This is a genomic window from Chitinophaga sp. Cy-1792 (assembly GCF_011752935.1).
GTDB lineage: Bacteria > Bacteroidota > Bacteroidia > Chitinophagales > Chitinophagaceae > Chitinophaga.
The window spans coordinates 441,560-462,169 of record NZ_VWWO01000003.1; the positions used below are offsets into that span (position 1 = coordinate 441,560).

Here is a 20,610-nt window from a genome sequence, read left to right on the forward strand (position 1 = left end):
ATTTAAAGCAGATGCAGATAAAAGTTTGTGGAATAACCAGGTTAACTGACCTGGAGATGCTTATAGCGAATGAAGTAGATTATGCCGGCTTCATTTTCTATGAACGCTCTCCCAGGTTTGCCGGAAACCGTATGGATGCGCGCTCTGTAAGGGAAACGGAAGGTATCAGAAAAGTGGGTGTGTTCGTAAATGCCTCCATGGAGCAGGTACTGCGTACCGTGGTGGACTACGGGCTCAATCTGGTACAGTTACATGGTGATGAAACCCCTGAATTCTGTGCTGCTGTCAGAACAAAAGTAGCAGTAATCAAAGCATTTCGTATAGGCAGCAACGTGAACTGGGAAAAAGAGGTAGCGCCCTATAGTGCCGTAACAGATTACTTCCTCTTCGATACCGCCTCTGAAAAAGGCTATGGTGGCACCGGAGATCGGTTCAACTGGGAATTGCTGCAGCAATATCCTTATAGCCATCCCTTCCTTTTAAGTGGTGGCATCGCCCCCGGACAGGAAGCAGAGATCAGTGCCCTGCAGCTGCCTGCGTTATTTGCCGTAGATATCAACAGCAAATTTGAAGATAGTCCTGGCCTGAAAAATGAGGAAAAAGTAACCGGTTTTGTAGCAGCATTGCGATCCGCAATACTGCCGGCAAAAGCAAAAATTTAATTCATCAGTAAAAAATATTATATCATGGACATTGCAATCGATACTAGCAAATCCAGGTATCATGTAGATAAGAATGGCTACTACGGCAGATTTGGTGGTGCTTACGTGCCGGAAATGCTGTTTCCTAACGTGGAAGAGTTACAGACGAAGTACATGGAAGTACTGCGTGACCCGGATTTTCAGAAAGAGTTCGAGGACCTGCTCAGAAACTATGTAGGACGCCCTTCTCCACTGTATCACGCGAAACGTTTATCTGCTAAATACGGTGCAAAGATCTACCTGAAAAGAGAAGACCTGAACCACACCGGTGCACACAAAATCAATAATACCGTTGGCCAGATCCTCTTCGCTAAAAGATTAGGTAAAACCCGTATCATCGCTGAAACCGGCGCCGGTCAGCACGGCGTGGCCACTGCCACCGTATGTGCATTGATGGGTATGGAATGCGTAGTGTATATGGGGGAGATAGATATCGAAAGACAGGCGCCGAACGTGGCCCGCATGAAAATGCTGGGAGCTACCGTAGTACCTGCCACCAGCGGTAGTAAAACCCTGAAAGATGCTACCAATGAAGCTATCCGCGACTGGATCAACAACCCGCTGGATACGCATTATATCCTGGGTACCGCTGCCGGCCCGCATCCATATCCTGATATGGTGGCGCGTTTTCAGTCTGTGATCAGCGAAGAAATTAAAAAACAGCTGAAAGAACAGGAAGGCCGCGAAAATCCTGATATCCTCATCGCCTGCATCGGCGGTGGAAGTAATGCTGCCGGAACCTATTTCCACTACCTCGATGTTCCTGAAGTGAAGATCGTAGCAGTAGAAGCCGGTGGTAAAGGGGTGCACAGTGGATTTTCAGCAGCAACCACACAGCTCGGACAAATCGGTATCATCCACGCCGCCAAAACCCTGCTGATGCAAACAGACGACGGGCAGATCATCGAGCCACACAGTATTTCTGCCGGCCTGGACTACCCTGGCATCGGCCCAATGCACGCACACCTCTATGAAACAGGCCGTGCTACCTTCCTCGATGCTACCGATGAGGAAGCCCTGGCAGCCGCTTATGAACTGAGTCTGCTCGAAGGTATCATCCCTGCCATGGAATCAGCACATGCCCTGGCAAAGCTGAAAGACCTGGAGCTGAAACCTTCAGATGTAGTGGTACTCTGCCTTTCCGGCCGTGGCGATAAAGATCTGAATACTTATATCAAACACATGAAAAAATAAAGTTCGTATGCAGAATCGTATAGATCAGCTGTTTGCAACAAAAAAGCAAAACATTCTCAATATATATTGCACTGCGGGCTTTCCGGAACTCAACGATACCCTGACAGTGATGAAAGCTCTGGAAGATAATGGTGTAGACATTATTGAACTGGGAATGCCTTTCTCCGACCCGCTGGCTGATGGCCCTGTTATCCAGGACAGCAGCTCCCGCGCACTGAAAAACGGTATGACCATCCACAAGCTGTTCGAACAGCTGGAAGGCTTCCGCGATACCATCAAAGTACCGGTGATACTCATGGGTTACCTCAATCCGGTATTGCGTTACGGCGTAGAAGCATTCGTGGAGAAATGCGCTGCTGTAGGCATCGACGGACTTATCCTGCCGGATTTACCAATGGCAGAATATGAAAGCGATTATAAAGCCATCTTCGAAAAAAATAATATCGACCTCATTTTCCTGGTAACCCCGGAAACCAAAGAGGAAAGGATCCGGAAAATTGATAGTCTGAGCAAAGGCTTTATCTACGCCGTTTCCAGTAGCTCTACCACCGGTAAAGACAAGAACATGGGCAACCAGGAGGAATACTTTGAGAAACTCAACAGCCTTCAGTTGAAAAATCCGGTGATGATCGGCTTCGGTATTAAAGATAAAGCTACCTTCGATGCAGCGGCATCTCATGCAAGTGGTGCTATCATTGGGACGGCATTTATTAAAGCCCTTGAAAACAGCAGCGCCGGCATTCCTTCCACAGTAAAGGCTTTTGTGGAAAATATCCGGGAAGGTAAAACTATTATGATCTGATCATGAAAACAGTTATTATAAAATACAACGCTGGTAATATACGCTCCGTGCAATTTGCACTGGAGCGTATAGGCGTTACCGGTACCGTTACCGATGATATTGAAGAAATCCGTTCTGCTGATAAGGTAATATTTCCGGGTGTAGGCGAGGCCAGCACTGCGATGAATTACCTGAAAGCCCGTAACCTGGACCAGGTTATCAAAGAGCTGAAGCAGCCGGTACTGGGCATTTGCCTGGGTATGCAGCTGATGTGTAATTATTCTGAAGAGAATGATACGCCATGTATGGGCATCTTTGATGTAGATGTAAAGAAGTTTACGTCTCCCATTCCGAACCTGCTGAAGATCCCGCAGATAGGATGGAATAACATCACCAACCTGCATAGCACGCTCTTCGAACATGTGCCGGAAAATTCCTACATGTACTTTGTACATAGTTATTATGCGGCACTGGGCGCGGATACTGTAGCCATGACCAACTACATCATCAACTACAGTTGTGCCCTGCAACGTGATAATTTCTATGCCGTGCAGTTCCACCCGGAAAAATCTGCTGAAGCCGGCGCACGTATCATACAGAACTTTTTGAATTTATAAAGATGAACATACAACGAATAAGTGCAGACGATACCTTGCAATTGAGAAGGGATGTTTTGTATCCTAACGAATCGCTTGATTCGGTAAAGGTGGAAAACGATGAAGAGGGGCTGCATTTTGGCGTATATGAAGGGACACAACTGGTAACAGTTGTTTCGTTGTTTATAGAAGGACCGGTTGCGCAGTTCAGGAAACTGGCCACGCATCCTTCCGGCAGAGGCAAGGGCTATGGCAAGGCAATACTGGCCTATATAGCGGATTTCAGCCGTAAAAATGGTGCTAAGTTACTGTGGTGCAATGCCCGCGATACTGCTACCAGCTTTTACGATATGCTGGGATATGAAAAAATTGGCAATTACTTCACAAAAAAAGGAATCACCTTTGTCAGAATGGAGATCTCTTTGCAACCCGAAAACATGCAGGCATTCGAAATAATACCAGCCATTGATATTATCGATGGTAAATGCGTTCGTCTTACCCAAGGTGATTATAATCAACAGAAAATATATAACGAACATCCGCTGGAAGTAGCAAAGGAGTTTGAAGATCTGGGCGTACGCCGCCTTCACCTGGTAGACCTGGACGGTGCTAAGAAAGGCGCCGTAGTGAACTGGAAAGTATTGGAGAATATTGCAGGTAAAACCAACCTGGTAACAGATTTTGGAGGAGGTATCAAAACAGAAAAAGACCTGGAAATCGTATTTGAAAATGGCGCAGCACTGGCTACCATAGGCAGTGTAGCCGCAAAATCACCTGAACTGTTTTTCAGCTGGGTGAAAAAATACGGCGCAGACAAAATCTTCCTCGGTGCGGATGTAAAAGATGAAAACATCGCTGTTGGCGGATGGCTGGAAACTACCGGTTTATCTATCTATGATTTTCTGCAAAATAATATCGCCGCAGGCGTATATAATATTTTCTGTACAGATATCGCCAAAGACGGGCTGTTACAGGGGCCAAGTATCGATTTATATAAAAAGATACTGGAGCGCTTTACAGACATTAATTTTGTGGCCAGTGGGGGAGTAAGCAATATTGCAGATGTGGAAGCATTGAAAGAAGCCGGCTGCAGTGGCGTTATCATCGGTAAAGCCATCTATGAGGGTAAAATCTCTATGGCTGAATTAAAATCATTCCTCTAAAAAAGAAATTATGCTCACCAAACGTATTATACCCTGCCTGGATATCAAGGATGGACGCACCGTTAAAGGTGTGAACTTTGAAAATATCCGTGACGCAGGCGATCCGATAGAATTAGGTGCATTGTATGCAGCCCAGGGTGCCGATGAGCTGGTGTTCCTGGATATTACTGCTACCAATGAAAGACGTAAGACCTTGTCGGCGCTGGTAACAGAAATAGCCCGGCATGTCAATATTCCGTTCACGGTGGGTGGCGGTATCTCCTCTGTTGAAGATGTGAACGTACTCCTGCAATCTGGCGCAGATAAAATCTCCGTAAATACATCTGCCTTTAAAAATCCGGAACTACTGGATGCCTTATCCCGTGAGTTTGGCAGCCAGTGTGTGGTAATAGCCATAGATACCAGGTTTGAGGGAGACGACTGGTATGTATACCTGAACGGAGGCCGCGTAAAAACAGATATTAAAGCATTTGACTGGGCGAAGGAAGCCGTAAACAGAGGCGCAGGAGAGATTTTGCTGACCTCCATGAATAACGACGGTACCAAACAGGGCTTTGCGCTGGATATCACCGCTCAGCTTTCTCAGAACCTGAATGTTCCGGTAATTGCCTCCGGCGGCGCAGGTACCATGCAGCATTTTGTGGATGTGTTTGAGCAGGGCCACGCAGATGCTGCGCTGGCAGCCAGCATTTTCCACTATAAAGAAATAGAGATAGAAGAATTGAAGAACTTCCTCTATTCCAAAAATGTAAACGTCAGATTTTAACAACAACAGAAATAATTATTTATGCAGATAGATTTTCAGAAATCGGCAGACGGACTGGTACCAGCTGTAATACAGGACGCAGCTACGCAGAAGGTGCTGATGCTGGGATATATGAACCAGGAAGCCCTGGACAAAACACTGTCTGAAAAAAAGGTAACTTTTTTCAGTCGCTCTAAAAACCGCCTCTGGACAAAAGGAGAAGAAAGCGGTAACTTCCTGATGGTGCAGGACGTAAAGGTAGATTGTGACCGCGATACACTGCTGATCAAGGCTAATCCGGTAGGTCCGGTATGCCATACCGGCGCTGATACCTGCTGGGAAGAAAAAAATGTTAGCAATGATTTCCTGCAGCAGCTGGAAAATATCATCACCGATCGTATCAATAACCCTACAGATGCATCCTACACCGCTAAGTTATTCGCCAGAGGTATCAATAAGGTAGCGCAGAAGGTAGGAGAAGAGGCCGTGGAAGTAGTGATTGAAGCGAAAGATAACAATGATGAGTTATTTTTGAATGAATCTGCTGATCTGTTGTTTCACTATCTCATTCTGTTACAGGCCAAAGGCTTTGTTTTGAATGATGTGATCAATGTGCTGAAGCAACGTCATAAATAGTTATATTTATAAAAAAAATAATATATGAAACGATTTTTGTTGATAATGGGAACGGTATTATTTGCTGGCAGTACTTATGCGCAGGAAGTGGTATCGGGAGTGATAAAGGGAGGAACCGGGAAATACCTGTATCTGTTTGATGATGTGGATAATAACCCGGATGATTCTGTGCTGATCAAAAACGACCAGTTCAGCTTTAACGTAAAGGCTGGCAGCCAGCCTGCGGTACATGCGTTAATCCTGCGGGATGTGGATTATCCCTTGTTGTTTGTAACGGGTGAAGGTCCGGTACGTATTGTAACAACAGCAACAACGTTTCCTATTGCGACAGAATTGAAGGGTGGTCCCAATACCAGGGATTTGCAGGCTTATCAGCTGGCTTTTGAGCCACTGATCAAAGAAGCACAGACCCTCAATGCCGAGGCGAAAGATATCAAGCCGGAAGATCAGGCAGCACAGGCCGAATTCCGCAAAAAAGCTGGTGGCTTTAACGGTTCTGTTATAAAAACGGGTACAGACTTCGTAAAATCTCATCCTAAGAGTATTGCGAGTGCCTGGCTGATGATGAACGAGTTAGGTAACAGGCTGCAGCCGGAGGAGTTTAAAACATTGTACAATGGCCTGGACCAGAGTGTACAGTCTACCAAATATGGCCAGCGTATTGCCGACTATATAAAAACCGTGTATCGTAACTCCGTAGGTGTGCTGGCGGAAGATTTCAGTCAGAAGGACAGCAATGGCAATACAGTGAAGCTTTCTAGCTTTAAGGGTAAATACGTACTGGTTGATTTCTGGGCTAGCTGGTGTGGCCCTTGCCGTCAGGAGAATCCTAATGTAGTAAAAGTTTATAATAAGTATAAAGATAAGAATTTCACTGTTTTGGGTGTTTCTTTAGATGAAGACAAATCCAGATGGCTGGGAGCAATTCAGCGGGATGGGTTATCCTGGACACAGGTATCCGACTTACAGGGATGGCAGAACGAGGTAGCCGTTCAATATGGTATCCGCTCTATCCCATCAAATTTCCTGGTAGACCCGAATGGCAAGATCATAGCGCGTGACCTGAGAGGGGAGGCACTGGAGGAGCAGCTGGCTAAAATCCTGCAATAGCCGTTTATCAATTTGCGGTTGATATTACCGTGCCAATTGAGCAAATTTGTTATTCGTAAAAATAAAAACCAATGAAGAAAATAATCGTAGGTGCTGTCATGTTAATGCCGGCCTTATTGTTTGCCCAGGAAAAGAAAGCTGTCACAGGAAAACCATATACTATCCAGGGTACTGTAAGTAACCTGAATACCCCGGCCAAAGTATTCCTCAGAATGCGTAAAGCTGGTGAGTATCAAATGGATAGCACCGTTACTAAAGATGGTAAATTCACTTTCACAGGAAGCCTGGAAGAGCCAACCCTGGTAAGCCTGATGTTACTGAACCCTAAAGATGCCGGTAAATCTGTATCCATGCGTAAAGATATGCTGGCAGTATACCTGGATAAAGGAACTACTGTTATCACTACTGCAGATTCTATCAGCAAGGCAACTGTAACAGGTTCTCCTGCCAATGATGATTACCTGAAGCTGAACGAACAGCTGAAAAGCATAAATGAGCAGGGTCAGTCCCTGCAGCTGCAATATCGTGCACTGGCGCAGGCAAAGGATAAAGAAGGCATTAAAGCCCTCGAAACTAAGTTTGACAGCCTGGAAGCAGAGCAGAAAAAAATTGAAAAAGGATTCTTTACCGCTAACTCCGGCTCTCCGATTGCACTGTATGTGCTTAATCAGGTAGGCGGATATGATCTGGACGCCAATGAAGTGGAGCCAATGTTTAAAAAGCTCAGCAAAGAGGCAAGAAACAGTCCTTCCGGTAAGGAGTTTTCAAAAAGACTGAACGCTGCTAAAAATACAGCAGTAGGTCGCCCGGCGATGGACTTCAAACAGGCCGACAGCACTGGTGCTATCGTGTCCTTGTCTAGTTTCCGTGGTAAATATGTACTGGTAGATTTCTGGGCCAGCTGGTGTGGTCCATGCCGTGCAGAAAACCCTAATGTGGTAAAAGCTTACGAGAAATTCAAACCTAAAGGATTCGAGATCCTGGGTGTTTCTCTGGACGATAAAAAGGAAAAATGGCTGGCAGCTGTAGCAGCTGACCACCTGACCTGGACACATGTTTCTGAGCTGACCGGCTGGAAAAATACCGCTGCCGATCTGTATGGCGTACGTGCCATCCCTCAGAATTTCCTGATTGATCCAAAAGGTAAGATAGTAGGCAGAAACCTCCGTGGTGAGGATCTGGAAAAGAAGTTAGAAGAAGTACTGCCTTAATACCGTAGTATAGCCATGAATGAGCAGCGTCCGCCGGAGTTAGATCCGTTGCGGACGCTGTTTTTTTGCACTATTTCCCGGGAGTAACTACCCGGCATTAATTTCCGGGGTTTGTGGGCCGCTGCGATATTCTCTCCCGCTAATAAACCGAACTTCCGTAGTTAGGAAAAAGTCGCTGAAATCTCCTGGGGCTAGTAGGGCCGCTGCGGTAATCTCTCCTGCTAGTAAACCGAACTTCTGTAGTTAGGGAAAAAGCCGCTGAAATCTCCTGAGGCTTGTAGGGCCGCTGTGATAATCTTTCATGCTAATAAACAGAACCTCCGTAGTTTAAGTCACTGAAATAATTTCTTCGGGCTTGTGGGGCCGCTGCGGTAATCGCTTCCGCAAATAAACCGAACTTCCGTAGTTAGGAAAAAGTCACTGAAATAATCTCCTGGGGCTTGTGGGGCCGCTGCGGTAAACGCTTACGCTAATAAACCGAATTTCCGTAGTTAGGAAAAAGTCGCTGAAATCTCCCGGGGCTTGTGGGGCCGCTGCGGTAAACGCTCACGCTAATAAACCGAACTTCCGTAATTAGGAAAAAGTCGCTGAAATCTCCTGGGGCTTGTGAGGCCACTGCGGTAAACGCTCACCTAATAAACCGAACTTCCGCTGTCAGGAAAAAGTCGCTGAAAATAATCTGCTGGGACTTGTAGGGCCGCTACGGTAGTCTCTCACGCTAATAAACCGAATTTTCTTAGTTAGGAATAATTCACTGAAATAATCTTCTGGGGCTTGTGGGGGCCGCCGCAGGCGGCCCCCACATCTCTTTTAAACCGCGCCGCAGGCGCGGTTTAAAAGAGAAAAATCCGCTCTAAGCAAAAAAAATAAAAAATAAATTTTGCCAATTACGAAAACTTCGTAGATTTACGAAACAATCGTAATTGTAAAATAAGTACCCTCTAAATAGAATATACAAATGGAAAAACTGACCCAGCAGGAAGAAGCTGCTATGATGGCTATCTGGAAAGCAGGTAAAGGTTTTGTAAAGGATTTCCTTGAAATCCACGCCGCTCCGGCGCCACCATATACAACGCTGGCATCCACCATTAAAAACCTGGAAAAGAAAGGTTATGTGGCAAGTCATAAAATAGGTAACGTATACGAGTATACGCCGCTGATTGAAGAAGAAAGTTATAAGCAGAAGTTTATGAGTGGCTTTGTAAAGGATTACTTCGCCAACTCGTATAAAGAACTGGTTTCGTTCTTTGCCAAAGAAAAGAAAATCAGTCCCGATGAACTAAAGGAAATTATCCGGATGATCGAAAAAGGTGATAACTAATTAAAGTTATTTTATGATACCAGCAGTACTGATATATCTTCTTAAAGCCAACATCGCACTGGCATTGGTTTTCCTGGCCTACAGGCTGGGCCTTCGCCGGCTGACATTCTACACATTGAACAGGATTTTCCTGTTGATGGGAATCGTTATCTCCAGCGCATTTCCGTTGGTGGATATCAATCCCTTTGTAGCTCGTCATGAAGAAATAGGGCAGGTGCTTACCTATGTACCCGATTTCAGTCAGTTGCATCAGCAACAGTTCAACTACTGGAATATCCTGGTTTATATTTTCTGGGCAGGTGTGATGGTGATGCTGGTACGTATGCTGATACAGAGTTTTTCAATGTGGCGCATCCATAAATCCGCGGTAAACGGAGAAATTGATGGTACCCAGGTGAAGTTGCTGAATAAAGCGGTCAATCCGTTCTCCTTCTTCCGGAATATTTATATCAACCCCACACTGCATCAGCCGCAGGAACTGCAGGAGATTTTAAATCATGAGCAGGTCCATGTACGCCAGTGGCATAGTATAGATGTGGTTTTGGGAGAGATCAACCATATTTTCTACTGGTTCAATCCTGGTGCATGGCTGATGAGATCTGCCATCCGGGAAAACCTGGAATTCATTACAGACAGATACCTGATCCGTCAGGGCATCGATAAAAAAAGCTATCAGTACAACCTGTTAAAAATAAGTGGGATCCCTTATGCGACGGCCATCGCAAACAATTTCAATTTCTCACACTTAAAAAACAGAATCATGATGATGAACAAAAAAAGATCATCAACATTCAACATGCTTCGTTATGTAATCCTGGGAGCAATGGTTGGAGGTATCGTATTATCCCTGAATTACAGTAAAGCAGCTGCCATAGTAGCTCCCCTGCATATCCTGCCGGTTGAAGATACCACTGCACCTAAAAAAGTGGCAGTAGATCCTGCGCCTGTAAAGGAAGTCACAACAGCAAAAGCGACGCCTTCGAATGCAAAAGCAATTCCTGCAAATGCTAAAGCTGTTCCTGTATCGGAAGAACCGGTAAAAGTAACCGGTGAAGCTGAAGAGGTAGTGCTCAAACTCGATTCAGACGATAAAACCAAACACCTGAAAAATGTTACCATTGAGCTCCCGGCTAACTTTAATAAATCAGATGATAAAGCAATTGCAGTTATCTCACCATCTGAAAAAATGGTAATGAAAGGTAATGCTGTCTTTATCGCTCATAAACCAAATGAGCAGGTAACGGAAGTAAAAGCAACAGCAACAGCAACAGATCCTACAGCTGTAACCCTTACAGGCAAGGTTGCCGGTATCCGTGTTGAACCGGGCACCCAGGCAGGAACAACAAAAACAGTAGTAGTTACCGGGTATATGAATGGTGTAAACACTAACAGTGACGCCACTTCCATCACCGCAGTTACCACTACGGATAATGCAAAAGAACCCAAAACTTCCATAAAGCTTCGTGGTACAGCCAATGGAGCACAACCATTGATTGTATACGATGGCCAGATAGTTTCTTATGCTTCCCTGGAATATATTGATCCCGAAGGTATAGCCAGCATGAGTGTACTCAAAGGGAAATCCGCTACCGACGCATACGGCAATGCAGGAAAAAATGGAGTGATCATAATTACTTCAAAAACAGAAAGCACCCGCAGTAAACAATAAGTAGTAACACCTTTAATTACACGCTATTCATCGCTGAATACCATTCATTAACATTAATAAAGGGTATCATGCAACATGATACCCTCCACATAATAACGTCATTCTAAAGCAAAACAGTAAGGCCGCTTTATAAGATTTAGGCGGCCTTCAGTCTCTGAAGATGTTGTAGGGCAGTATCTACTGCACCTTTATTTTAAATACGCTACTTACAGGTTAACAACAAAGCATAAGCCTTATGCTCCTTTGCTCCTTATGCCACATCTATGCTTGCAAAAACAAACCACTGGTCTTTGCCGCTGCCTGACTGCGGAACCCCAAGGTCTTTCTTTGCGCGCTTTGCTCCTTATGCCGTCTCTACTCAGTAGAGACGAGCAAAGAAAAGCGCTGAAGACGCCTATTTTACTGACCTCGCACAACGAAATCCTAAATTAGCCAGACCCGATTCCGGCGTTGTTTTCATCCGGGCACTTACACGGTATCCCCGGCAATATTCATCGCTGCACATATAAGAGCCGCCACGGATGGTATGCTTCACCATTCCTGGCTCCTCCGGATCAAAAGCCTCGGCAGGCCCTTTGGGATTCACCGCCAGCTGCCCTTCCTTGCCATAATAGTTTGCATTATACAGGTCGCCCACCCATTCCCATACGTTACCGGACATATCGTACAGGCCATAACCATTAGGACTATACGATTTTATAGGTGCCGTACCTGTAAAGCCATCGGTATTGGTATTTTTATAAGGGAAGTTACCATTCCAGGTATTGGCTTTAGGCTTACCGCTGGTCAGGGCTTCATTCCCCCAGGGGTATAACTGCCCCGTTAATCCTCCTCTGGCAGCAAACTCCCATTCAGCTTCCGTAGGCAACCGCTTGCCGGCCCATTTTGCAAAAGCCTCGGCATCGTCCCAGGATACCTGGGTGACAGGATGGTTTTCACGCCCTTTGATATCACTGCCCGGGCCTTCCGGGTGTTGCCAGTCGGCGCCGGCAACAAAGCTCCACCATTGAGAAACATCATTCAGTGGTACTGCATGGTCTGGCGGGGTAAATACCAGCGCTCCGGGAGCCAGCATACTGCTGTCGGGTTCCGGTGCACCGGGAGGCAGGCTCTTCATCAGTTCTTCTTTAGAGATAGGCTTTTCCGCTGTGGTTACATAGCCGGTTTGGGCAACAAATACAGCAAATTCAGCATTGGTTACCTCATGTTCATCTATATAAAAACTGTCTAGTTTTACGTTATGTTTCGGATATTCATCCGGCGAGCCGGTATTGTCATCCGCGCCCATGGCGAATGTGCCGCCAGGAATCAGCACCATTTTATTCAATGTATCCGGCGATACGAACGTTGCCGGTTGCCCGGCCGGTTGCTTTCCTGCTTCGCCACAGCTGCTGGCAGCTGCAGTTCCCGCCATGAGCAGTATAGTTAGCATTCGTGGTGATATACCCATAATAAACTGTTAGTGATGATTTTATCTCCCTTCAAAAATAATAATAATGAAAAGGGCTTTTTACTTTTTTATGGTGGGTGGTTAACAATTTCATAATTATTAATTTAGCTAAAGAGTTGTAAACTGCATTTGATTTCCCGGCAGCCTATACCAGCTGCCATATTTGTTGGCATATGCAACAATCCGCCATACCCTTTACGCAGCAAGACTTCGGCGACGATTTCTTATGGGGGGTAACTATATCCGCTTTTCAAAATGAAGGTGCCTTTCTACAGGATGGCAAGGGGCTTTCTATCTGGGATACTTTTTCTGCCCGCAAAGGAAAGATTAAAGACCGTAGCCATGCACAGGTAGCCACCGACTTCTACAACCGTTTCCTGCAAGATATCCTGCTAGCCAAAATTCTCGGCTTCTCCGTATTCCGTTTCTCTATCGCCTGGGCTAGAATACTGCCTAAAGGCACCGGGGAAATCAATCCGGCCGGCGTAGCCTTCTACCATAAAGTAATTGATGCCTGCCTGGAACTCGGACTGGAACCTTATATCACGCTATACCACTGGGACCTGCCACAGGCACTGGAACATAAAGGCGGCTGGTGCCACAGGGGAGTGGTGTTTGCCTTTGAAGAATTCACCCGTATCTGTATACGGGAATATGGTGGTAAGGTAAGAAACTGGATCGTGCTGAATGAGCCTTTCGGTTATACCGCGCTCGGCTATATGCTCGGCGTCCATGCACCAGGGAAATTCGGGCTTTCGTATTTCCTTCCTGCTGTACACCATACGGTGCTGGCCCAGTCGGGAGCGGCACGTGTCATCAGGGAAGAGCTTCCGGAGGCCAATATTGGCACAACTTTCTCCTGCTCACAGATTATCCCCTATACGCAAAGTAAGGCGGATATATGGGCTGCAAAACGTGCGGATGCACTTTTTAACCGAATGTTTATAGAACCGGCGCTGGGTATGGGATATCCGGTGGATGACTTTCCATTGTTGAAGAAGATCGTTCGCCGCTATTCACTGTGGCGCGACTGGGATAATATGGCTTTCGATTTCGATTTTATCGGCATACAGAATTATTTCCCGCTGGTTGTAAAATATAACGCCTTTATGCCTTTGCTGAAGATGGCGGAGGTGAAACCCAAATCCCGGAATGTGCCCGTAACCGGCCTGGGATGGGAAATCAGCGGCCATGGCCTCTATGAGGTCCTGAAACAGTTTTCCGCCTATAAGGGCGTCAAAAAAATTATTGTAACAGAAGGAGGGGCCTCCTTCCCAGATACCCTCCACGAAGACGGTGGCGTTCATGACACCGAACGCGTGAACTACTTCCGGGAATATTTAGGCGCCGTGCTGGCCGCCAGAAGAGAAGGTATTCCCGTTGATGGATACTTCGCCTGGACCCTCACCGACAACTTCGAATGGGCAGAAGGCTACCGCGCCAGGTTCGGACTGGTATATGTCAACTTTGAAACACAGCAACGTATTATCAAAGACTCCGGCTACTGGTTCAAATCCTTGCTCAACGCAGATTAATGCACGGTTATCATCTCCCTAAACCTACATACTACAACAAAAAAAAACGTCTCTACTTAGTAGAGACGTTTTTATAATATCTTTCTTATTACTATAATTCTTTGCGTTTCAGGAACCAGATATCACGTAAGCTGAAGTTAAATACAGCATTCACGTAATTCTCTTTAATCAGGCCGTTGGCATTCGTACCACGCTGACCCACTTCTACACCAATATAGTAACGCAGCTGACCGTTTTTGCTTGGCAGGGAAACACCCGCTGTACCGGATTTGTCGCTGACAGCAGTATTGTTGATCACCAGCGGCGATTTCGTATAGGAAAAACCAGCCTGGAAGGTCATGCCTTCATAGGTACGGTTGTAATATTTTTTCTGCAGTGCATATTCGATACCGGTAGAATAGCGCTCACCATCCTGGTAGTAATAGCCGGTACCTTTGTCATTCAGCCCATTCCATTTCTGGTGGCGGTAATCGGCCAGCCAGGTGATTTTCCCATTGGAGAGGGACAAACCACCACCAAATTCCGTTGGCAGGGTGAAGTAGGTAGATGTCTCATCCTGCGTGAATAAAATCGTAGCATCCTGGTTGACAATGTTCACCTTGTTTTGCAGCTTCATCTTACTTTCGAAACGATAGGTAGCACCGAGGCCCAGTGTCCAGACTTTGGAAAGCTTGGCACTGTATTGTGCACCTGCGGTGAAGTTAGGTTTGAAAGTATAGGAATTGTTCTGCGTTACAATGGAGTCGGAGCCCATGGTCTGGGAAATTTCCTTTGGTCCGAACAGGAAAGCGGTAGAAACCCCTACAGAGAAGTTTTTGTTGATGGAGAAACCATTGGAGATATACGCTCTGTTAAGACCTCCGGTTCCTGTCATCACGCCCTGTACGGCCTGGCCGGTACCGGTGATATATTGTTTACTCAGGATTTTATAATCGATGGTGCTGAATGGCGTAACACCTGCACTGACACCCCACCATTTGGCAGCTTTGAACCCGACAGCCAGGCGTTTGAAGTTCAGATCGCCGGCATTCTGGGAGATATTATTGCCCTGGTAGGTGATATATTGCCCACGGATAGAAACATCCATCATGAAGTTCATCTGAGGAAGGCCGCTGTAAGAGGCGGGGTTTTGCTCATTGAGATAACCCAGCGGGCGATAACCGATACCACTGCTTCCCATACCAAAATTACGACTGTAGTCCCTTGTTTCCAGGTCGCCGATGCCAAAAGCAGAATAGATGGAATTGAGTCCATGCTGAGCTTTTGTCACATTTGCGAAAAGCAGGAACAGCCAAAAAATGTTTAGTTTCTTTAATTGCATGATGAATTTGCTATAAAAAATATCTACTGATAATCTCAACGACCTATTTATAAATTAAATAGTAAACTGATAGCTTAACCTTATTGGTTGGGTTCTTCTGGTCCCCGATTACCAGCCTGTCAAGGGATGATTTAGCATCTCCTGAACTAGGTGTAAGGGCAAGTCCACGGGTGGTATAAGAAGTAGCGGTCAGTTCCTTCTGGCAATAGGAAGTGATATCGTAATTATAGTAGGTATGTTCGTTAAACATATTATCTAATACCAGGTTACCATACGCGAGGGTGTCGGTAACGGTATTGGTCTGGTCCATTTCGCAAAGGGCGAGTCTTGGCGGCAGGCGATATACACTGTAACTACCTTTAATTGGTTCCACCGTCAGTATAACCTTTTGCAGCGAGAAGTAGGTCCCCAGCTGGAGGAGGTTTTTCAGGTAAGGAATATCCAGTCTGGCAGATACACCTGTACTTGGCTGCATATAGGCGGTATTGTTAGTAGCGGAAGTAGGCAGTTCACGCTGGGTCGGACTTAACCCGGCGATGGCAGTACCGCTTCTGTTATAGGCGATATTATTAAACTGAACGGAGCTGCCGGTCATTTTAAAGTCTACATATTTTACCGTGGTAATCAGCTCATTGGTATGGTAGTACAGGCGCATGTAGAGGGAACTGTCTACTGCTCTGTAACCGGCTACCGACTGGCTCATAGGGCCACCGGAGATATTGAGGCCTTTGAAGAATTCCAGCCAGGTATTTGACTGGGAAATGTCGGCACTTTTGGTACGCATCATTTCGAACAGTTGTCCGCCGAGGGCGTCAGACATAGAAACACGTATCTGGTTATCGACATTTGGACGAATTGTGCCCGTAAATGAACCGAGAGGGGTGGTTTCCGTCTGGAAGGTATTGTTATTATATATGTAGGAGATATTGACCGCTGGCTGAATTGTTTGGAGCACGCGGTAAATACGGAAATCCTGTTTGATGGTAGTATCACCTGCCACGTAGCCGTTAGGCGTCATAATGAGGCGGAGTGAATCGTATGCAGCTCCATATTCAGGGATATCGAAGCTGACAGGTTGAGCGATCTGAAAGTAAGAACCTGTGGTGATGGTTCCGAACAGCGGGTCGGTATTTTTACCGATGAGCAGGTTTCCTGCGCCTGAAGTAGGTACAGAATCGTACTGGATGTTCTTCATCGATACAGTCAGCGTATCGGTTAAGATATAGTCAGTATTTTGATTTGTGTCGATGATATTATCGTAGGTGAACCCTGTTTTCTGACAAGAGGAAAAGGCCGCCATCAGTAACAGAGCAGGTACAAATCTCAGCAATCCGGAGCGCAACCGCTTTGCAATTAAATGATACAAAGTAATGTTCATAGTGCGCAATTTTAGACAGGATCAATACTTACGCGCGATTTAATATGCCAACAGGCTAAATCTGTCGACGAATAGTACGATCCGTTCCATGTGCCGCCAATAGCGCCACTGCGGGAGGAATAGCGCCAAAGATTACTACTGGCAGATAAAAACCGGGTGTTTGTCCTGTAAAAAGCCCTAAGTATCTATTTCCTGTTTGACGGAATGTTACTGCGGATAATTTTGGCCCAGTTAAAAAGAACATGCAAATGCGTAATTTCAAAAGTTATAGTTTATTATTGATCGCCTCGATGGTGGCTTCCTGCTCCAAGGATAGTACCTCTACTTCTAAGTTGGGTAACTGGATCAAGCGTTCTGAATTTGAAGGGGTGGCAAGAAGTGCTGCTGCATCATTTGTGATTGATAATAAGGCATATGTTGGTACCGGTTATGATGGTACTAACAGGCTTCAGGACTTTTGGGTATATGATGTAGATCAAAACCAATGGACTCAGAAAGCTGTATTTCCTGGCGTAGGACGTAACAATGCAAGTGGCTTCGCGGCTGCCGGTATGGGTTATGTTGGCGTTGGTTATGACGGTCTCAATAAATTACAGGATTTTTATCAGTACAATCCAACTGCTAACACCTGGGCCCGTAAGGCTGACTTTGGTGGAACTGCACGCTATGGCGCTGTAGGTTTCGCACTGAAAGATCAGGGTTACATCGCTACAGGTTATGACGGTAGCTGGTTGAAAGACAACTGGATGTACGACCCTACAACTGATACCTGGGCTCAACAGCAGTCTATCAACTCCGGAAAAAGAACAGATGCCTCTGTATTCGTAATCGGTAACAAGGCATATGTTTGTATGGGTGTTGCCAACGGACAGAACGTAGTTGATTTCTACGCTTACGACGCTGATGCCAAATCCTGGACACAGCTCCGTGATATCGCCAATACTTCTGATCAGCCTTACGATGACGCTTATAACTTCGCTGGTTATGCTGCTGCATCTTTCGCAATGAAAGGTAAAGGTTATATCGCTTGTGGTACTAAAACAGGTCTGTCTACCGCTTGCTGGGAATATGACCCAACCACTGATCTGTGGATACAGAAAACAGATTTCGAAGGTGCTGCCCGTAACTATGCTACCGGCTTCACGGTGAAAGATCGCGGCTTCGTTGTACTGGGTACCAGTGCCAGCCAGCCATTTGATGATATGAGAGAATTCGATCCAACTGCTGAATACAATGCAAATGACTGATAAACGTAATTACCTCTTCATTGCCAGCTTTATTGTGCTGATTGCCGCTGTGGCATGGCGTTTCAAAAGCCACCACCAGCCTGAAACAAAGCCCGGTGATATGCTGGCCGTGGAAGTAGTTCCTTTCCAGGCACATGGAGGATGGGGCTACAAGGTGAATGTGGACGGGAAAACTTATATCAATCAGGATATAATCCCTGGAATCCCCGGAAACCAGGCTTTCCAATCCAAAGATGACGCTGTAAAAGTGGGTAATGTGGTGATGAATAAATTAACCAGTCACAAAATCCCTTCTATCAGCGAAGCAGAACTAAAAGAATTGCACGTTCAATTTTAATATTTCTCTTTAAAAATAAAGGTATATGCCTCTGTACATCACGTACAGGGGCTATATGCTTTATAGCAGGGTCTGCAGATATACCCCATTGTTTAGGCTGATTTTAAGGTTTCTTTAAGAAAATTTTAATTGGAAATTCTATTTTAACTTTTTCCTTGTACTCGGTTAACACATTTTAACACAAGAATAATCCTATCTGTACTAAGTTCGTTGGATCAAAATCAAGAATGCCAAATTTCAAACAGCTCATTAGGTATCGTCCGTTTATTATCAGCCTGCACGTTTTAGGGTGGGCCTGCTTCCTGTTTCTGCCATTTTTTATCTACAGAATACAGATCCTGCACACCGGTTTTTTTCTGAAAGAACTCATTGATAACCTGATCCTTATCGGATTATTCTACCTGAATATCTACGTGCTGATACCCAGGTTCTTCAACCAGAAAAAAATCGCGGTATACCTGAGCTATATCATCTTACTGATTGTATTTATCACGGTACAGCAGGTAGCCTTAGACTACTACATGCTGGGAAGCCGGTTCAGCCGTCCGGGCATTGCACTGCGGATGGATAAAAAAATTCATAAGCCAGGCGTAACTATTGCTCAACCTGGTTCGTTTAAGTTCAGGGATAACCTTCCCCCCGGGCCAGGGCCGCAGCCTATGCAACCACTGACCGCCATGCCCGATGAAGGAGTGCCTCAATTGAATGCTGCCGCTCCTGATAGTATGAATTTCCCGGTTCCAAGGCGGTTCCGGATGATGGAAATGGGGATTCGCCCCTCTTTCTGGGAATTTTTGCTTTTCCCGGAAGTTTTAAGAAGATCAGGATTTTTTGCCCTGCTCATGTTGTTTATGAGCGGTTTTATAAAGATTGCACAGGAATGGTTCAAAAGCGAAAAGCAGCGGGAGGAGCTGAAAGTAGAGAAATTAAACGCTGAATTAAAATTTTTAAAGTCGCAGATTAATCCTCACTTCCTTTTTAACTGTCTAAACACCATCTATTCGCTGGCACATAAGCGGTCTGATCAGACAGAACACGCCATCCTGAAGCTTTCGACCATCATGCGGTACATGATCTATGAATCAAATGAAGCGAAGGTCTTATTGGAACATGAACTGAAATATCTGGCAGATTACATTGATATTCAGCGTTTAAGACTACCAAAAGATATAAATATAGTATATGATATTACCGGAGACCCGGAAAAACTCCTGATAGAACCTATGCTATTGGTGCCTTTTGTGGAGAATGCATTTAAACACGGTATTAGCTATGCCGAAGACTCTTTTATAAATATAGATATTGCTATTGCTGAAAATATGATCCGACTTATTGTTACAAACAGCCATTTCAAGGAAAGAGTGGCGGAAAGGGGAGGAATTGGTTTGCAGAATGTAGAGAAAAGACTGGAGTTATTATATCCGGATGACCATACCCTGGATATCCAGGATAATGGAAATTTATTTATTGTTGATCTTAAATTGTTGCTGAAAAAATGATTAAGTGTATTGCAGTCGACGACGAGCCATTAGCGCTGGAGATCATTGAGGATTATATCCGTCGTGTACCGTTTTTGTCACTGGAAGGTAAATTTGAAAATGCAGCAACCGCCCTGCGTTATTTGCAGGATGAACCTGTGGACCTGGTTTTTCTGGATATCAAGATGCCGGATATTACAGGTATTCAGTTTCTCAAATCCCTCAAACACCCGCCAATGGTGGTGTTTACCACAGCCTACGGTGAGTATGCCCTGGATGGCTTCGAACTGGACGTGGTCGACTATCTCCTGAAACCCGTTCCATTTGAGCGTTTCCTGAAAGCTGCTGCCAAAGCCCGTGAACTGATGGCTGCCAATCAGCAGAAATCTACGCCAGTGGCCGAAGCAGCATGGCTCAATGACTATATATTCATCAAAACTGAATATAAAATCATTAAAATCAATCTGGAGGATATCCTCTTCATCGAAGCACTGAAAGACTATACGAAGATCTATACTCAAGTGCAGCCTGTGCTTACCCTGCGCAGTCTGAAATCCTTTGAAACCAGGCTCCCGGCGGATAAATTCATCCGTGTTCACCGCTCATACCTGGTTTCGCTCAATAAAATAAATTCTGTTGAGAAAAATACGGTGATGATCGCCAACCAGTCCATACCTATCTCTGATGGCTACCGCGACCGGTTTTATGATGTCATTAACAAAAATTCTTAATTCATA

At 45.4% G+C, this 20,610-nt stretch carries 19 protein-coding genes; 16 read left to right on the top strand and 3 right to left on the bottom strand.

The window, feature by feature from the left end; translation table 11 throughout:
- Nucleotides 1-11: 11 nt before the first annotated feature.
- The 11 genes from F3J22_RS27175 (at nucleotide 12) to F3J22_RS27225 (ending at nucleotide 11,127) form a co-directional block, all read left to right on the top strand.
- Nucleotides 12-662 carry a phosphoribosylanthranilate isomerase gene (locus F3J22_RS27175; protein ID WP_167021127.1) on the top strand — a complete coding sequence of 217 codons (651 nt, stop codon included), beginning with the start codon at nucleotides 12-14 and terminating at the stop codon, nucleotides 660-662.
- Between the two features lie 24 nt (nucleotides 663-686).
- Nucleotides 687-1,895 carry a tryptophan synthase subunit beta gene (trpB, locus tag F3J22_RS27180; RefSeq protein ID WP_167021128.1) on the top strand — a complete coding sequence of 403 codons (1,209 nt, stop codon included), beginning with the start codon at nucleotides 687-689 and terminating at the stop codon, nucleotides 1,893-1,895.
- 7 nt (nucleotides 1,896-1,902) lie between these two features.
- Complete coding sequence (gene trpA / locus F3J22_RS27185) at nucleotides 1,903-2,697, top strand: tryptophan synthase subunit alpha (RefSeq protein ID WP_167021129.1); 795 nt, start codon at nucleotides 1,903-1,905, stop codon at nucleotides 2,695-2,697.
- 2 nt (nucleotides 2,698-2,699) lie between these two features.
- Nucleotides 2,700-3,293, top strand: coding sequence for an imidazole glycerol phosphate synthase subunit HisH (gene hisH, locus F3J22_RS27190; protein WP_167021130.1), 594 nt, complete (start codon nucleotides 2,700-2,702; stop codon nucleotides 3,291-3,293).
- A gap of 2 nt (nucleotides 3,294-3,295) precedes the next feature.
- A complete protein-coding gene (hisA, locus tag F3J22_RS27195; RefSeq protein WP_167021131.1) occupies nucleotides 3,296-4,435 on the top strand; it encodes a 1-(5-phosphoribosyl)-5-[(5-phosphoribosylamino)methylideneamino]imidazole-4-carboxamide isomerase in 1,140 nt (379 codons plus the stop codon).
- A gap of 10 nt (nucleotides 4,436-4,445) precedes the next feature.
- On the top strand, nucleotides 4,446-5,201 hold the full coding sequence (gene hisF / locus F3J22_RS27200; protein WP_167021132.1) for an imidazole glycerol phosphate synthase subunit HisF: 756 nt from the start codon (nucleotides 4,446-4,448) through the stop codon (nucleotides 5,199-5,201).
- Between the two features lie 21 nt (nucleotides 5,202-5,222).
- On the top strand, nucleotides 5,223-5,816 hold the full coding sequence (gene hisIE / locus F3J22_RS27205; RefSeq protein WP_167021133.1) for a bifunctional phosphoribosyl-AMP cyclohydrolase/phosphoribosyl-ATP diphosphatase HisIE: 594 nt from the start codon (nucleotides 5,223-5,225) through the stop codon (nucleotides 5,814-5,816).
- A gap of 24 nt (nucleotides 5,817-5,840) precedes the next feature.
- Nucleotides 5,841-6,926, top strand: coding sequence for an AhpC/TSA family protein (locus F3J22_RS27210; RefSeq protein ID WP_167021134.1), 1,086 nt, complete (start codon nucleotides 5,841-5,843; stop codon nucleotides 6,924-6,926).
- A 71-nt stretch (nucleotides 6,927-6,997) separates the two neighbouring features.
- Nucleotides 6,998-8,137 (top strand): TlpA disulfide reductase family protein, encoded by a 1,140-nt coding sequence (locus tag F3J22_RS27215; protein WP_167021135.1) that lies wholly within the window; start codon nucleotides 6,998-7,000, stop codon nucleotides 8,135-8,137.
- Nucleotides 8,138-9,095: 958 nt separating this feature from the next.
- Entirely contained in the window at nucleotides 9,096-9,458 is a 363-nt protein-coding gene (locus F3J22_RS27220) for a BlaI/MecI/CopY family transcriptional regulator (protein WP_167021136.1), read from the top strand.
- A 13-nt stretch (nucleotides 9,459-9,471) separates the two neighbouring features.
- Entirely contained in the window at nucleotides 9,472-11,127 is a 1,656-nt protein-coding gene (locus tag F3J22_RS27225; RefSeq protein ID WP_167021137.1) for a M56 family metallopeptidase, read from the top strand.
- Nucleotides 11,128-11,521: 394 nt separating this feature from the next.
- Here the strand turns inward: F3J22_RS27225 and F3J22_RS27230 are convergent, their stop codons facing one another.
- Entirely contained in the window at nucleotides 11,522-12,559 is a 1,038-nt protein-coding gene (locus F3J22_RS27230) for a formylglycine-generating enzyme family protein (protein WP_240155219.1), read from the bottom strand.
- A gap of 191 nt (nucleotides 12,560-12,750) precedes the next feature.
- Between F3J22_RS27230 and F3J22_RS27235 the strand changes: the two genes are divergently transcribed.
- The gene (locus tag F3J22_RS27235; protein ID WP_167021139.1) at nucleotides 12,751-14,112 is read left to right on the top strand and encodes a GH1 family beta-glucosidase; all 1,362 of its coding nucleotides are present in this window, start codon (nucleotides 12,751-12,753) and stop codon (nucleotides 14,110-14,112) included.
- Between the two features lie 91 nt (nucleotides 14,113-14,203).
- On the opposite strand, the gene F3J22_RS27240 is transcribed toward F3J22_RS27235, so the two are convergent.
- Nucleotides 14,204-15,382, bottom strand: a complete 1,179-nt coding sequence (locus F3J22_RS27240) for a hypothetical protein (RefSeq protein ID WP_167021140.1) — start codon at nucleotides 15,380-15,382, stop codon at nucleotides 14,204-14,206.
- Nucleotides 15,383-15,476: 94 nt separating this feature from the next.
- Nucleotides 15,477-16,811 (bottom strand): DUF4270 family protein, encoded by a 1,335-nt coding sequence (locus tag F3J22_RS27245; RefSeq protein ID WP_167021141.1) that lies wholly within the window; start codon nucleotides 16,809-16,811, stop codon nucleotides 15,477-15,479.
- A gap of 248 nt (nucleotides 16,812-17,059) precedes the next feature.
- Between F3J22_RS27245 and F3J22_RS27250 the strand changes: the two genes are divergently transcribed.
- The 4 genes from F3J22_RS27250 (at nucleotide 17,060) to F3J22_RS27265 (ending at nucleotide 20,604) form a co-directional block, all read left to right on the top strand.
- Entirely contained in the window at nucleotides 17,060-18,058 is a 999-nt protein-coding gene (locus F3J22_RS27250) for a kelch repeat-containing protein (protein ID WP_167021142.1), read from the top strand.
- Nucleotides 18,051-18,395: a DUF4907 domain-containing protein gene (locus tag F3J22_RS27255; RefSeq protein WP_167021143.1), complete on the top strand. Its 345-nt coding sequence runs from the start codon at nucleotides 18,051-18,053 to the stop codon at nucleotides 18,393-18,395. The genes F3J22_RS27250 and F3J22_RS27255 overlap by 8 nt, the downstream gene beginning before the upstream one ends.
- Before the next feature lie 227 nt (nucleotides 18,396-18,622).
- The gene (locus tag F3J22_RS27260; protein ID WP_167021144.1) at nucleotides 18,623-19,894 is read left to right on the top strand and encodes a sensor histidine kinase; all 1,272 of its coding nucleotides are present in this window, start codon (nucleotides 18,623-18,625) and stop codon (nucleotides 19,892-19,894) included.
- Nucleotides 19,891-20,604: a LytTR family DNA-binding domain-containing protein gene (locus F3J22_RS27265; protein WP_167021145.1), complete on the top strand. Its 714-nt coding sequence runs from the start codon at nucleotides 19,891-19,893 to the stop codon at nucleotides 20,602-20,604. Before F3J22_RS27260 ends, F3J22_RS27265 begins: the two co-directional genes overlap by 4 nt.
- Nucleotides 20,605-20,610 lie beyond the last annotated feature (6 nt).

Bases quoted from the DNA above. Each gene is read 5' to 3' on its own strand.
- F3J22_RS27175 (WP_167021127.1), top strand. From the start codon at position 12: ATGCAGATAAAAGTTTGTGGAATAACCAGGTTAACTGACCTGGAGATG.
- trpB (WP_167021128.1), top strand. From the start codon at position 687: ATGGACATTGCAATCGATACTAGCAAATCCAGGTATCATGTAGATAAG.
- trpA (WP_167021129.1), top strand. From the start codon at position 1,903: ATGCAGAATCGTATAGATCAGCTGTTTGCAACAAAAAAGCAAAACATT.
- hisH (WP_167021130.1), top strand. From the start codon at position 2,700: ATGAAAACAGTTATTATAAAATACAACGCTGGTAATATACGCTCCGTG.
- hisA (WP_167021131.1), top strand. From the start codon at position 3,296: ATGAACATACAACGAATAAGTGCAGACGATACCTTGCAATTGAGAAGG.
- hisF (WP_167021132.1), top strand. From the start codon at position 4,446: ATGCTCACCAAACGTATTATACCCTGCCTGGATATCAAGGATGGACGC.
- hisIE (WP_167021133.1), top strand. From the start codon at position 5,223: ATGCAGATAGATTTTCAGAAATCGGCAGACGGACTGGTACCAGCTGTA.
- F3J22_RS27210 (WP_167021134.1), top strand. From the start codon at position 5,841: ATGAAACGATTTTTGTTGATAATGGGAACGGTATTATTTGCTGGCAGT.
- F3J22_RS27215 (WP_167021135.1), top strand. From the start codon at position 6,998: ATGAAGAAAATAATCGTAGGTGCTGTCATGTTAATGCCGGCCTTATTG.
- F3J22_RS27220 (WP_167021136.1), top strand. From the start codon at position 9,096: ATGGAAAAACTGACCCAGCAGGAAGAAGCTGCTATGATGGCTATCTGG.
- F3J22_RS27225 (WP_167021137.1), top strand. From the start codon at position 9,472: ATGATACCAGCAGTACTGATATATCTTCTTAAAGCCAACATCGCACTG.
- F3J22_RS27230 (WP_240155219.1), bottom strand. From the start codon at position 12,559: ATGCTAACTATACTGCTCATGGCGGGAACTGCAGCTGCCAGCAGCTGT.
- F3J22_RS27235 (WP_167021139.1), top strand. From the start codon at position 12,751: ATGCAACAATCCGCCATACCCTTTACGCAGCAAGACTTCGGCGACGAT.
- F3J22_RS27245 (WP_167021141.1), bottom strand. From the start codon at position 16,811: ATGAACATTACTTTGTATCATTTAATTGCAAAGCGGTTGCGCTCCGGA.
- F3J22_RS27250 (WP_167021142.1), top strand. From the start codon at position 17,060: ATGCGTAATTTCAAAAGTTATAGTTTATTATTGATCGCCTCGATGGTG.
- F3J22_RS27255 (WP_167021143.1), top strand. From the start codon at position 18,051: ATGACTGATAAACGTAATTACCTCTTCATTGCCAGCTTTATTGTGCTG.
- F3J22_RS27260 (WP_167021144.1), top strand. From the start codon at position 18,623: ATGCCAAATTTCAAACAGCTCATTAGGTATCGTCCGTTTATTATCAGC.
- F3J22_RS27265 (WP_167021145.1), top strand. From the start codon at position 19,891: ATGATTAAGTGTATTGCAGTCGACGACGAGCCATTAGCGCTGGAGATC.